The following is a 12,749-nucleotide window of genomic DNA, read 5'->3' on the forward strand; positions in this document are numbered from 1 at the left end:
CCCCGCTCCCGGCCAACGGCCGGAGAACCCCCGCCGCTTCCGGCACCGTGGGCCGACCGGGGGCGGCTCCGCACCCCGGCGGCGACCACGCGCGCCCCGCGCCCCCGCCGGACCCCATCGACCGGCGCCGGCTGCTCGACGGTACGCATCACGACCCGCACGCCCTGCTCGGCGCACACCCGGTCGAGGGCGGTGTCTGCTTCCGGGTGCTGAGGCCCTTCGCGGTGTCCGTCACGGTCGTGGCCGGAGATCCGGAACTGCGCACCGAGCTGAACCCGGACGGCGACGGCCTCTTCTCGGGGCTGCTCCCGCTCGAGAACGTTCCCGGCTACCGGCTCCGGGTGGCGTACCCGTTCGGCGGGGACGGTGCGGGGCGCGGCACTCCGGACGGCGCACAGCCGGTCGACACGTACGAGGTCGAGGACCCCTACCGCTTCCTGCCCGCGGTGGGCGAACTCGATCTGCACCTGATCGGTGAGGGCCGTCACGAGGAACTCTGGCGGGTGCTGGGCGCGCACCCGATGTCCCACCAGGGCGTCCCCGGCACGCGGTTCACCGTGTGGGCCCCGAACGCACGCGGCGTGCGTGTGGCCGGGGACTTCTGCCACTGGGACGGCACGGCCTTCCCGCTGCGTTCGCTCGGCCGGTCCGGCGTCTGGGAGCTGTTCCTGCCCGGGATCGGCCAGGGCGCCCGCTACAAGTTCGAGATCACCGGCCCGGACGGCAGCCGCACCCTGCGCGCCGATCCGATGGCGCGCGCCACCGAGTGCCCGCCTGCCACCGCGTCGGTGGTGACGGCGGCGCACCACCGCTGGCAGGACGCGCAGTGGATGGCGCACCGCGGCGCACCGGCCGTCCACGAGGCGCCGTTCTCCGTGTACGAGGTCCATCTGCCCTCCTGGCGGCCCGGGCTGACATACCGGCAGCTCGCCGAGCAGCTGCCGGCGTACGTCCGGGACCTGGGTTTCACCCATGTCGAGCTGATGCCGGTGGCCGAGCACCCCTACGGCGGCTCCTGGGGCTACCAGGTGACCTCGTACTACGCGCCGACCGCCCGGCTGGGCGCCCCGGACGACTTCCGCTTCCTGGTCGACGCGCTGCACCGGGCGGGCATCGGTGTCCTCCTCGACTGGGTGCCGGCCCACTTCCCCAAGGACGACTGGGCACTCGCCCGGTTCGACGGCACCCCGCTGTACGAGCATCCGGACCCGCAGCGGGCGGAACACCCCGACTGGGGCACGCTGGAGTTCGACTACGGCCGCACGGAGGTCCGCAACTTCCTGGTGGCGAATGCCGTCTACTGGTGCGAGGAGTTCCACATCGACGGGCTGCGCGTCGACGCCGTCGCCTCGATGCTGTACCTCGACTACTCACGCGAGGACGGCGAGTGGAGCCCCAACGAGCACGGCGGACGGGAGAACCCGGACGCCGTCGCCTTCCTCCAGGAGATGAACGCCACCGTCCACCGGCGCTGCCCGGGGGTGGTGACCGTCGCCGAGGAGTCCACGGCCTGGGACGGCGTCACCCGCGCCACTCACCATGTCGGGCCGCAGGGCGTCGGCGGACTCGGCTTCAGCCTGAAGTGGAACATGGGCTGGATGCACGACTCGTTGGGCTACCTGGCCAGGGACCCGGTGCACCGGAGGTTCCACCACCACGAGATGACGTTCGCCATGGTCTACGCGTACAGCGAGAACTACGTGCTGCCGATCTCCCACGACGAGGTGGTGCACGGCAAGGGTGCGCTGGTCTCCAAGATGCCGGGCGACTGGTGGCAGCGGCGCGCGACCCACCGCGCGTACCTGGGTTTCATGTGGGCGCATCCAGGCAAGCAACTGCTGTTCATGGGACAGGAGTTCGTACAGGGATCCGAATGGTCCGAGGTGCACGGGCCCGAGTGGTGGCTGCTGGAGGACGCCCACCATTCGGCGGGCGACCACCGCGGGGTGCAGAACCTCGTCCGCGAACTGAACCGGACCTATGCCGCGACGCCCGCGCTGTGGCAGCGGGACACCGACCCGGGCGGGTTCGCGTGGGTGGAGGCCGATGCGGCCGAGGACAACGTCTTCGCCTTCCTGCGGTACGACGCGGACGGCTCGCCGATGCTGTGTGTCAGCAACTTCTCCCCCGTCGCGCGCGCGGACTACCGGCTCGGGGTGCCCGAGGAGTACGCGGGCTGGGAAGAGGTGCTCAATACGGACGCGACCGGCTACGGCGGCAGCGGGGTGGGCAACCGGGGGCCGGTGAAGGCGGAGCCCCAGCCCTGGCACGGACGGCCTGCGAGCCTCACGGTCGTCCTGCCGCCCCTGGCGACCGTCTGGCTGCGGCCGTCCTGAGCATGACGGACAGCCGGCTGTCCCGAGCATGACGGCTCCCCGGCCCGGGTCCGCTCCGGGCGGTCGGTGCGCCGGAGCCGGAGCCGCGCACAGCATCAGCGGCTAGGACTCTCCTCGGTCACAGCCCCGCGGCCAGCGCGACGGGCAGTGGTTCGGCGTGCACGACGGCGAGCCGGCGGGTGGCCCGGGTCAGCGCCACATACAGGTCGCCCGTCCCGTAGCGGGACGGCTCGACCACGATCACCACGTCGAACTCCAGGCCCTTGGCCTGCCGAGAATCGAGCAGCACCACCGGTCGGCTCAGGTCGGGTTCCGCACCGGCCCGCACGTCCGGCAGGACTGCGGCGAGGTCGGGGTGCAGCTCCCGCGGGGCGATCACGGCCAGCCTGCCCTCGTCGGGCGTCTCGGCGGAGACCCGCTCGGCGACCGCGTGGGCCAGTCCACCGGGCTCGGCCGCGTGGGCGCGCGGGTGTTCCCCGGTGGAGCGCACCGAGCGCGGCGGCTCGACGTCCGGGCACTCGGCACGGATCACGGCCGTCGCCAGATCCATCACCTCGGACGGGGTGCGGTAGTTGACGTCCAGTCGGCTGTGCTCCCACCGGTCTCCGACGTACGGACGGAGGATCATCTCCCAGGACCCGGCCGCTCCCGGCTCGGCGGCCTGGGCGGGGTCGCCGACGAGGGTCATCGAGCGGGTCGGGCAGCGGCGCATCAGCAGCCGCCACGTCATCGGCGAGAGCTCCTGTGCCTCGTCCACGACGATGTGGCCGAAGGCCCAGGTACGGTCCCCGGCCGCCCGTTCGGCGGCCGTGCGGTGATCGGCCTCCTCGTGCCGCTCGGCCATCCGGTCGGCGTCGACCAGGTCGTGCGCGCCCAGCACTTCCGAGTCCTCATCGTCGCGGTCCTCGAACTCCTGGGTCCGGGAGGCGTAGGAGATGTCCAGCACGCCCTGGGCGTAGGCGACCCGTTCCAGACGCTCACGCTCGGCGGCGGCGAGGGCTGCCCGGTCGTCCTGGCCGAGCAGTTCGGCGGCCTCGTCGAGCAGCGGGATGTCGGCGGGGGTCCAGGCGCGGCCGGAGCGGCGGACTGCGTCCGCGTCCTCCTCGGCGAGGTGGGTCGGATCCGCCAGGAAGGCGGCGACCAGACGCTGCGGGGTGAGACGCGGCCACAGCAGGTCGACGGCGCCGTGCACCTCGGGGTTGGCTCCGAGTTCGTCGCGCAGGGAGGTGACGTCGCTCGCGTCGAGCAGCTGGGAGCCGTCGAAGGGGTCGGTGCCGATGCGCTCGGCGAGCATGTCGGTGAGGACGTTGAGGAGGCGCCCTTCGAAGTGTTCGCGCGCCTCGTTGTGGGGCAGCCGGGTCGCGCGGGCGTGGTCGCGGCAGACGCGGACCAGGTCGGCATCGAGGACCAGCGCCTCCCGGTCGTGGACGATCGTCAGCGCCGGGTCGGGAAGCGTCTGGTGGTCGCGCACCACGGCGGCGAGCACGTCGGCCATCTCCGCCCGGCCCTTGACGGCGGCGGCGCGCGGAGAGTCCTCCGCGGTGGCGCGGGCGCCGGGAAACAGCTCGCCCGGGGTCAGGGCGAGGACGCCCACCTCGCCGAGCGAGGGCAGCACCTCGGCGATGTATCCCAGGAACGCCGGGTTGGGGCCGACGATCAGTACGGCCCGGCGGGCAAGCAGCTCCCGGTGCTCGTACAGCAGGTACGCGGCCCGGTGCAGGGCCACCGCGGTCTTCCCGGTGCCCGGTCCGCCCTCGACGACGAGGACGCCGCTGTGCGGGGCGCGGATGAGACGGTCCTGCCCGGCCTGGATGGTCCGGACGATGTCGTGCATCCGGCCGGTGCGGGCCTCGTCGAGGGCGGCGAGCAGGACGGCGTCGCCGGAAGGGTCCTCGTGCCCGGTCCGGGCGGGGTCTGCGAGGTCGAGGATCTCGTCGTTCAGTGCGGTGACACGGCGTCCCTCGGTGGTGATGTGGCGTCGGCGGCGCAGTCCCAGCGGTGTGTGACCGGTGGCGGAATAGAACGGACGGGCTACCGGGGCGCGCCAGTCGATCAGGAGAGGGGTGGCGTCCGCGTCGTCGTCCCGGACGCCGATTCTTCCGATGTGGTGGACGGGGCCGGCCGAGGTGTCGATGCGGCCGAAGCAGAGGGAGCCGTCGACAGCCTCGAGGGCGGCCAGCAGACCGGTCGATTCGGCGACGCGCACGTCCCGTTCCAGCAGGGCCTGACGGCCGTTGCCGACCGGCGCCAGCGCCTCGTCCACCGACTCCCGCGTCCGCTCGCAGAGGTCGTCGACCCGGCGGTGGACGCGGTCGATGAATTCCTGCTCACGACGGAATTCTCCGTCCATGGAATCCGTGAATACAGGCGCTTTTGACAAGTGAACTCCCACCCGGATAGAATGACTTCATTGTTCGTCGCGAATCTCGTATGCAAAACGACGCGAAACAATGAATATACGCAGAGAAATCCCCCGGCTGTCAAACAGCCGGGGGATTTCTCGTGCGTTCCGGGTCCCGGTCAGACGCCGGAGGGCTCCTTCGCACCGTGGCCGGTGCGCTGCTCCGGAACGCCGCTGTCGGAGGGCGACTGCTTCGCGTCGTCCTGGAGGGAGCTCTCGTCGAAGGGAATCCGGCCGGCCAGCACCTCGGCGGCCCGCTCCTTGTCGATCTCCTTGGTCCAGGTGCCGACCAGCACGGTGGCCACCGCGTTGCCCGCGAAGTTGGTCAGGGCGCGGGCCTCGCTCATGAAGCGGTCGATGCCGACGATCAGGCCGACGCCGTCGACCAGCTCGGGCCGGTGCGACTGGAGGCCGCCGGCAAGGGTGGCCAGGCCGGCGCCGGTGACACCCGCCGCGCCCTTCGAAGCGACGATCATGAACACGAGCAGCGAGATCTGCTGACCGATGGACAGCGGGTCGCCCATCGCCTCGGCCACGAACAGCGAGGCCATGGTCAGGTAGATCGCGGTGCCGTCGAGGTTGAAGGAGTAACCCGTCGGAACGGTGATTCCGACGACCGGCTTGCTGATGCCGAGGTGCTCCATCTTCGCGATCAGGCGCGGCAGCGCCGACTCGGACGACGAGGTCGACACGATCAGCAGGAACTCCCGGGCCAGGTACTTCAGCAGGCTGAACAGGTTCACCCCGGCCACCACCCGCAGCAGGGCGCCCAGCACCACGACCACGAACAGCAGACAGGTGATGTAGAAGCCGATCATGATGACGGCGAGCGACTTGAGCGCGTCGAGACCCGTCTCGCCGACCACGGCGGCCATGGCACCGAAGGCGCCGACCGGGGCCACCCACATGATCATGGCGAGAACGCGGAAGACCAGCCGCTGAATGTGCTCGATGCCACGCAGCACGGGCTCCCCGGCACGGCCCATGGCCTGCAGCGCGAAGCCGATGAGCAGCGCGACGAGCAGCGTCTGCAGCACCTCGCCCTCGGTGAACGCCGAGACCAGCGTCTTCGGGATGACTCCCAGCAGGAAGTCGGCGGTCGACTCGCTGACGCCCTTGGCCTCGGCCGCTCCGGCGCCGCGCACCTCGTCGGTCAGCTGGAGTCCGGAACCGGGCTCGAGAATGTTGCCGACGACCAGCCCGATGGCCAGTGCGACGGTCGACATGACCATGAAGTAGCCGAGTGCGAGGCCACCTACGGCGCCGACCTTGGCGGCCTTGCGGACCGATCCCACACCGAGCACGATCGTGCAGAAGATGATCGGGGAGATCATCATCTTGATCAGGTTCACGAACCCTTCGCCGAGCGGCTTCAGCTCCACGGCGAAGCCGGGCGCGGCGAAACCGACCGCGATGCCGAGCAGCACCGCGCCGATCACGGCGAGATAGAGGTAATGCGTCCGGTCCCGCTTCTTGGCCGGGGCCGGCTCCGGAGCCGTTCCCGGCCCCTGCCCGGCGGGCGAGGTCTGCGCAGCCACTGCTGCCTCCTGTCCTGGCACGACGTGCGGCTCACGTGCGCGTAATCCCTGGTTTGCGTCCCGGCGAATATGCACTACCGCGTGACCGCCGTCACCCTTCTGGTCATTACGTTCACAGGTCCTTTTCGGCCATCCATGACGAGCCAGGCAGACTGGACGCCATGCGCAGCCCCCGTCCCCGCAGCCTGGCGGGTCAGCTCTTCGCCATCCAGGTGGTGCTGGTGACCTTCGTGGTGATCGGATGCGCGCTGTTCGCCCACGTCACCGACCGCCGGCAGGCGGAGGACTCGGCCCGGCGCCAGGCCACCGCAACGGCCCGCTCGGTCGCCGTGTCGCCCTCCGTCGTCGCCGCGGTCCGCTCGGCCGATCCCTCCGCCCGGCTCCAGCCGTACGCCGAGCGGGTTCGCCGGGACACCGGGGTCGCGTTCGTCACGATCATGAGCCCGGACCGGATGCGCTGGACGCACCCCGATCCCGAGCGGATCGGGGAGGAGTTCGTCGGGCACACCGGCCCCGCGCAGCGCGGCCGCACCTTCACCGAGACCTACACGGGGACGCTCGGCCCGTCGGTGCGCGTCGTCACCCCGGTACGCGACCGCGGGCGGATCGTGGCCCTGGTGAGCGCGGGTATCACCGTCGACCGGATCAGCGCGCAGGTGCGGGGGCAGGTCGTCGGGCTCGTTCTGGTCGCGCTCTGTGCCCTCACCGTGGGCGGCGTCGGTACCTATGCGGTCAACGCCCGGCTGCGCCACCACACCCGTGGCATGAACGCCACCGACCTGGGACGGATGCGCGTCTACCACGAGGCCGCGCTCCACGCGGTGCGCGAGGGACTGCTGATGCTCGACGGGCAGCGGCGGATCGTGCTGGTGAACGACGGCGGCAAGGAACTGCTCGGCCTGGACGAGGACGCCGTCGGCTGCCCGGTGACCGAGCTGGAGCAGCCCGCACCGCTCATTGCGGCGCTGCTGGACCCTGCCCCGCGGGTTGACGAGATGCACGCAACCGCCGACCGCGTGGTGGTGCTCAACACTTCCCCACTGTCCGGCGGCGACCGGCCCGGCACCGTGGTCACCCTGCGCGACCACACCGCTTTGCAGGCGCTGGCCGGCGAACTGGACTCGGTTCGCGGCTTCACCGAGGCACTCCGCTCCCAGGCGCACGAGGCCGCGAACCGGCTGCACACCGTGGTCTCGCTGATCGAGCTCGGGAGGGCGGACGAGGCGGTGGAGTTCGCGACCTCCGAGCTGGAACTGGCCCAGGCACTGACCGACCAGGTGGTGGCGGCGGTCGCCGAGCCGGTGCTGGCCGCCCTGCTGCTGGGCAAGGCGGCACAGGCGAGCGAGCGCGGAGCGGAGCTGGTGCTGTCCCCGGAGAGCCGGATCGACGACGGAGTCCTGCCCGACACCCTGCCGGGGCAGGATCTGGTGACCGTGCTGGGCAATCTGACCGACAACGCGGTGGAGGCGGCCGTGGGCCACGCCCGGCGCCGCGACGACCGCGGTACGGAGCCGGCCGGCGAGCATGCGCCGGTCCCCCGCCCCCGGGTGACGGTGACCGCCAGGACAGCCGGCGGGGAGCTGGTCCTGCGCGTCGGGGACAACGGACCCGGCGTCGACCCGTCCGCGGCCGAGGAGGTGTTCCGCCGCGGCTGGACCACGAAGGCCGTGGCCGCCGTCGGATGCGGCTCGGACGCGGACGGTTCCGGCATCGACGGCTCGGGCGCGGACGATTCCGGGCCCGGCCGCGGGCTCGGGCTGGCGCTGGTGAGCCAGGCCGTGCGCCGCAACGGCGGCACGGTCCGGATAGGGCAGTCGGCCGACGGCGGGGCCGAGTTCACCGTGCGACTGCCACTGGCGCCGGGGGGCGCCGCGTGACCGCGGGCGACGGCACGAACCGCATCAGGGTTCTCGTCGTCGAGGACGACCCGGTCGCCGCCGACGCCCACCGGATGTACGTGGAGCGGGTGCCCGGCTTCGTCGTCACCGCCACCGCTCACTCCGGTGCGGAGGCGAAACGCGCGCTGGAGCGCGCGCCGGTGGATCTGCTGCTGCTCGATCTGTACCTGCCGGACGGGCACGGACTGCAGCTCGTACGGTCCCTGCGGGCCGCCGGCAACTCGGCCGACGTGATCGCCGTGACCTCCGCCCGTGATCTGGCCATGGTCCGCGACGGGGTGTCGCTGGGCGTCGTCCAGTACGTCCTCAAGCCGTTCACCTACCCGACCCTGCGGGACCGGCTGCTGCGTTACGCCGACTTCCGTGCGACGGCGGGCGAGGCCAGCGGGCAGGACGAGGTGGACCGGGCGCTCTCCGCGCTGAGGGCTCCCCGGCCGGCAGCCCTGCCCAAGGGGTTGAGCGCCCCGACGCTCGAGGCGGTGACCCTGGTGCTGCGTGACGCACGCGGGGAGGGCCTGACGGCCAGTGAGGCGGGTGCCGCGGCCGGGATTTCCCGGATCACCGCCCGCCGCTACCTGGAACACCTGGTGGACACCGGCCGCGCGGAGCGCAGCCCCCAGTACGGGCAGGTCGGGCGGCCGGAGCTGTGCTACCGCTGGCGCCGGGGCGGCAGGCAGCCCGGAACGGCGCCTTAACAACGTTGTCGGCGAACGCCGTTCAGGTTCTCCACAGGGATTGACCGGCTGTTCTCGATCCTTTGCTCCACGCCGGTGACGCTGCTGTACGCCCTCATGTCCCGGCGCCTCGGTGGCGCTTTCGCCCCGGGCAACGCGGTCAACGGCTGAACCGGGAACGGCGGGGCCGGTGCCGGGTACGGTGCCACCGCATCGCGCTCGTACGCCGCTGCCTGCGCTGTTGCCGCCCGGCGCCGGGAAGTCCGGACCTCATACGCTCGGGGGCGCGACCCGCGTGAACACCACCGGGGCGCTCGTACCACTTGGTGTGGACACGGTGACCGGCACCGGACCTGCCACGCCGGGCGGCGCCGTCGCCACGACGCTGCTGTCGGACTCCACGGTGAACCCCGCCGGCTCGGTCCCGAACCGGACGGCTGTGGTGGTCGTCAGGCCACTGCCCTTCAGCGTCACGGGAGTTCCTCCGTGGAGCGGCCCCTGCGACGGCACCGCCGATGTCACCACCGGCCCGGCCACATAGGTGTACGGGACCGGGCCGCCGGTTCCGGCCGGCGAGACCGCGGTGACCTGCACCGTGCCGCCCCCGGGCGGCCCCGGCGGCGTCACCGCCGTCATCCGGGTGGAGGACTCCACCGCGAGGCCCGTGGCTGCGGTGTTCCCGAACAGCACGGACTGGACCACGGTCAGACCCGTCCCGGTCAGCACCACGGTGGCGCTCCCGGCCACCGGTCCCCGGCTCGGCGCGACCGAGGACAGCACCGGAGCCGTCGTGTAGAAGTAGGTGACCGGATCACTGACCCCGCCGGGCGTGACGACCCTGACCGCCGCGGCCCCGGCCGGCCCCGCCGGCGCCACCGACGTGATCCGGGTCGGGGAGTCCACGGTGAAGCTCGTGGCGTCATTGCCCCCGAACAGCACGACGGTCGTGCCCGGGAATCCGCTCCCGGTCAGGACAACGGTGTTCCCGCCGGCCACGGGCCCCTGTGCCGGATCCGCCGACGACAGGACGGGAGCCGTCGGCGCCCCGACATAGGTGCGACACGTTGGTGACGTCGGTGGCGAGTTTCGTGCCGAAACGGACCGCCGTCGTACCGGAGAGGTTGGTCCCGGTGATGGTCACCAGCGTGCCCCCACCGGTTGACCCCTGACTCAGGGATATGGGCATGAGGTTCCTCCTCGCTCGGAGTGCACGACGGCACCGTGACACCCCGGCTGCTGCCGATCGCGGGGCGGCCGCGGGGCCGCTCGTGCACCGATGGGCCCGGCTCGGCTGCGGCGGACCGCACGTGTACCGGCCGGGGCTCTCGCATAACCCACCGGGACGAAAGCCGCGACAAGGATTCGGAGGACGGATCAACTCGTTCGGCGGAGCGCCCAGAGGTGAAACGAGGGCTCACTCCTGGCGCTTGTGTGCTTTTCGGGGAACCACGCGCGCGACGGGCACGGCCCGGTTCGGCGCAGGAGCGGAGTCCGCCGACAGCAGGCTCCGGCTTCACGGCTCGCCGAACGGGCTTCGCAGACGGACCGAGCCCCTGGCGCGGGGCCAGGGGCTCGGGTCGCTACAGCAGAGGCGTTTCTGCACGACCCCTGCATTCGACGCGGGGATCAGTCGATCTGCGGGGCGTTCGCGCAGCTGTTGTTGATCGACGCGTTCTGGGCGGCCAGGATGCCGCCGCTGTTGTTGCAGAACTGGAAGTGGTTGAGCTCGATGAGGTCGGCCTGGATCACGTCACCGGCACCGAGGCCGGAGTTGCGGGAGGTGATCCCCTGAGCGCCCGTGTTCTTGTTGACGAACACGAGAGTGTCACCGTGCTTGCCGTGCTTCTTGCCGTGCTTCTTGCCGTACTTGTGGTGGTTCTTGTCGTGCTTGCTGTGCTTCTTCTCCCACTTACCGTGGCTGTGGCCGTCGTTGGCAGCTGCAGCACCGGCACCGGCCAGGATCAGCCCCGCCGTGGCCCCGACAACGACGATCCTCTTGACAGCCTTCATGCCTGAACTCCTCTTGTCACGTTGGCATCCGCCCCTGCAAGACGGGCGACACACGGTCAACGGGCGTCAAGGGCATGGAGTCACCGTCCATCACCCGTCTGGCTGCCGGGAAATTTCCGGGAGACCGGCACGGTCAATCCGGCCATTCTCACCGGGAATGAAAAATGGAGGGGCGCACCGTCGCGGTGCGCCCCTCCGTTTTTCATCGGGTCAGAATTCTCACATCAACGACCACTGCGGGGCCCAGACGACCGAGACGTAACGGTTCACCTTGCCGCTCTGGCAGAGGACCGCGGCGCGGTAGCTCTGGTCGTTCTCGCCGCCGCGGCTGGCACGGGCCTCCTGCGCGCTGTTGCCACAGACGTTGGTCTGGTCGTTGGAACGCTCGTAGGAGCGCTCGGAAGCGGTGGCCGCGGCAGCCGAGCCGCCGATCACGGAAGCAGCCGCGATGGCGATGACCGAGAGCTTCAGGGAAGTACGCATGTGTTCTTCTCCAATCTCCATTCTCCCCCGGATGGGAGAACACCGCGAGTATGCCGCCGAGACGCGGGAATTCAGGGCGCATACGCGGGGCGTGGCGGCGCAGTTCCACAATTCCACCCCGTCGGCTCAATCGCTTCGGAAAACGGAAAGCGCAATTCAACCCGTCGGCGGGAAACCACAGTTGCTCTACGTCGTATTGTCGGAGAATGTTCGTTCGGGCAACTGCACAGCCGTCAGCCGATGTTGACGCAACCCGCCGCCGACACGCAGCCGCGGCGGGGTGGACACCGGTGGGACTCCGGCCGGCTCCGGCGCGTTGCCGAACCCGGGAGGCGCCCTGCCCGCGATGATCGGATCAGAAGACGGACTCGGCCTCGTCCATGCGGGATTCCGGGACCCGCTTGAGTTCGGTGACGGCCTCGGCGAGCGGCACCATGTCGATGTCGGTCCCGTGGAGGGCGGTCATCATGCCGAACTCGCCGCGGTGCACTGCCTCGACGGCATGCCAGCCGAAGCGGGTGGCCAGCACGCGGTCGTACGCGGTCGGAGTGCCGCCGCGCTGGACGTGGCCGAGGATGACGGGCCGGGCCTCCTTGCCCAGCCGGTGCTCGAGTTCGACGGCGAGGCGGTTGCCGATGCCGGCGAAGCGCTCGTGTCCGTACGGGTCGATCTCGCCCTTCTGGTAGTCCATCGAGCCGGGCGCCGGATGGGCACCCTCTGCGACACAGACCACGGCGAACTTCTTGCCGCGGGCGAAGCGCTCCTCGACCATCCGGCACAGGTCGTCCACCTGGAACTCCCGTTCCGGCAGGCAGATCCCGTGCGCGCCGCCGGCCATGCCCGACTCCAGCGCGATCCAGCCCGCGTGCCGGCCCATGACCTCGACGACCATGACCCGCTGGTGCGACTCCGCGGTGGTCTTGAGCCGGTCGATGGCCTCGGTCGCGACGCCGACCGCGGTGTCGAAGCCGAAGGTGCGGTCGGTGGAGGAGATGTCGTTGTCAATGGTCTTCGGGACTCCCACGACCGGCATCCCGGCGTCGGACAGCATCCGGGCGGCCGTGAGGGTGCCTTCGCCGCCGATCGGGACGAGCGCGTCCAGGCCCAGCTCCCGGCTGAGCTCCTCGGCGTTGTCGGTGGCCTCGGACAGCCGCGCCCGCTCCAGCCGGGACGAGCCGAGGATCGTGCCGCCGCGGGCGAGGATGCCGCTGACCGAGTCGAGGTCCAGCTTCCGGTACCGGCGCTCGAGGAGGCCCCGGAAGCCGTCCTCGAACCCGATGACCTCGTCGCCGTGGCCGACCAGCGCCCGGTGAACGACGGACCGGATGACAGCGTTGAGACCCGGGCAGTCGCCGCCTGCGGTGAGGACTCCGATGCGCATCGTGCTGTGTCTCCTGCTCGTGTTTTCC

General features: G+C 71.1%; 10 protein-coding genes. 3 read left to right on the top strand and 7 right to left on the bottom strand.

Going from position 1 to position 12,749, the window contains the following annotated elements; translation table 11 throughout:
* The first annotated feature begins 116 nt into the window (after positions 1-116).
* Positions 117-2,336, top strand: coding sequence for a 1,4-alpha-glucan branching enzyme (gene glgB, locus M1E25_RS12220; protein ID WP_251414325.1), 2,220 nt, complete (start codon positions 117-119; stop codon positions 2,334-2,336).
* A gap of 118 nt (positions 2,337-2,454) precedes the next feature.
* On the opposite strand, the gene M1E25_RS12225 is transcribed toward glgB, so the two are convergent.
* Positions 2,455-4,686 (bottom strand): HelD family protein, encoded by a 2,232-nt coding sequence (locus tag M1E25_RS12225; protein WP_251414062.1) that lies wholly within the window; start codon positions 4,684-4,686, stop codon positions 2,455-2,457.
* A gap of 170 nt (positions 4,687-4,856) precedes the next feature.
* Positions 4,857-6,275, bottom strand: a complete 1,419-nt coding sequence (locus M1E25_RS12230; protein WP_251414065.1) for a cation:dicarboxylate symporter family transporter — start codon at positions 6,273-6,275, stop codon at positions 4,857-4,859.
* Positions 6,276-6,436: 161 nt separating this feature from the next.
* Between M1E25_RS12230 and M1E25_RS12235 the strand changes: the two genes are divergently transcribed.
* On the top strand, positions 6,437-8,152 hold the full coding sequence (locus M1E25_RS12235; RefSeq protein WP_251414068.1) for a sensor histidine kinase: 1,716 nt from the start codon (positions 6,437-6,439) through the stop codon (positions 8,150-8,152).
* 74 nt (positions 8,153-8,226) lie between these two features.
* Positions 8,227-8,868, top strand: coding sequence for a response regulator (locus M1E25_RS12240; protein WP_251414328.1), 642 nt, complete (start codon positions 8,227-8,229; stop codon positions 8,866-8,868).
* 249 nt (positions 8,869-9,117) lie between these two features.
* Here the strand turns inward: M1E25_RS12240 and M1E25_RS12250 are convergent, their stop codons facing one another.
* The 5 genes from M1E25_RS12250 to M1E25_RS12270 all read right to left on the bottom strand — a co-directional run bounded on the left by M1E25_RS12250 (position 9,118) and on the right by M1E25_RS12270 (position 12,721).
* Positions 9,118-9,843: an IPT/TIG domain-containing protein gene (locus tag M1E25_RS12250; protein WP_251414070.1), complete on the bottom strand. Its 726-nt coding sequence runs from the start codon at positions 9,841-9,843 to the stop codon at positions 9,118-9,120.
* Complete coding sequence (locus M1E25_RS25905) at positions 9,767-10,033, bottom strand: IPT/TIG domain-containing protein (RefSeq protein WP_372500674.1); 267 nt, start codon at positions 10,031-10,033, stop codon at positions 9,767-9,769. Before M1E25_RS25905 ends, M1E25_RS12250 begins: the two co-directional genes overlap by 77 nt.
* Before the next feature lie 440 nt (positions 10,034-10,473).
* A complete protein-coding gene (locus tag M1E25_RS12260) occupies positions 10,474-10,857 on the bottom strand; it encodes a hypothetical protein (protein ID WP_251414072.1) in 384 nt (127 codons plus the stop codon).
* 219 nt (positions 10,858-11,076) lie between these two features.
* A complete protein-coding gene (locus M1E25_RS12265; RefSeq protein WP_251414074.1) occupies positions 11,077-11,340 on the bottom strand; it encodes a hypothetical protein in 264 nt (87 codons plus the stop codon).
* Between the two features lie 355 nt (positions 11,341-11,695).
* Positions 11,696-12,721 (bottom strand): ATP-dependent 6-phosphofructokinase, encoded by a 1,026-nt coding sequence (locus tag M1E25_RS12270; protein WP_251414076.1) that lies wholly within the window; start codon positions 12,719-12,721, stop codon positions 11,696-11,698.
* Positions 12,722-12,749: the final 28 nt, after the last annotated feature.

This window comes from Streptomyces meridianus (genome assembly GCF_023703325.1).
Taxonomy (GTDB): Bacteria; Actinomycetota; Actinomycetes; order Streptomycetales; family Streptomycetaceae; genus Streptomyces; species Streptomyces meridianus.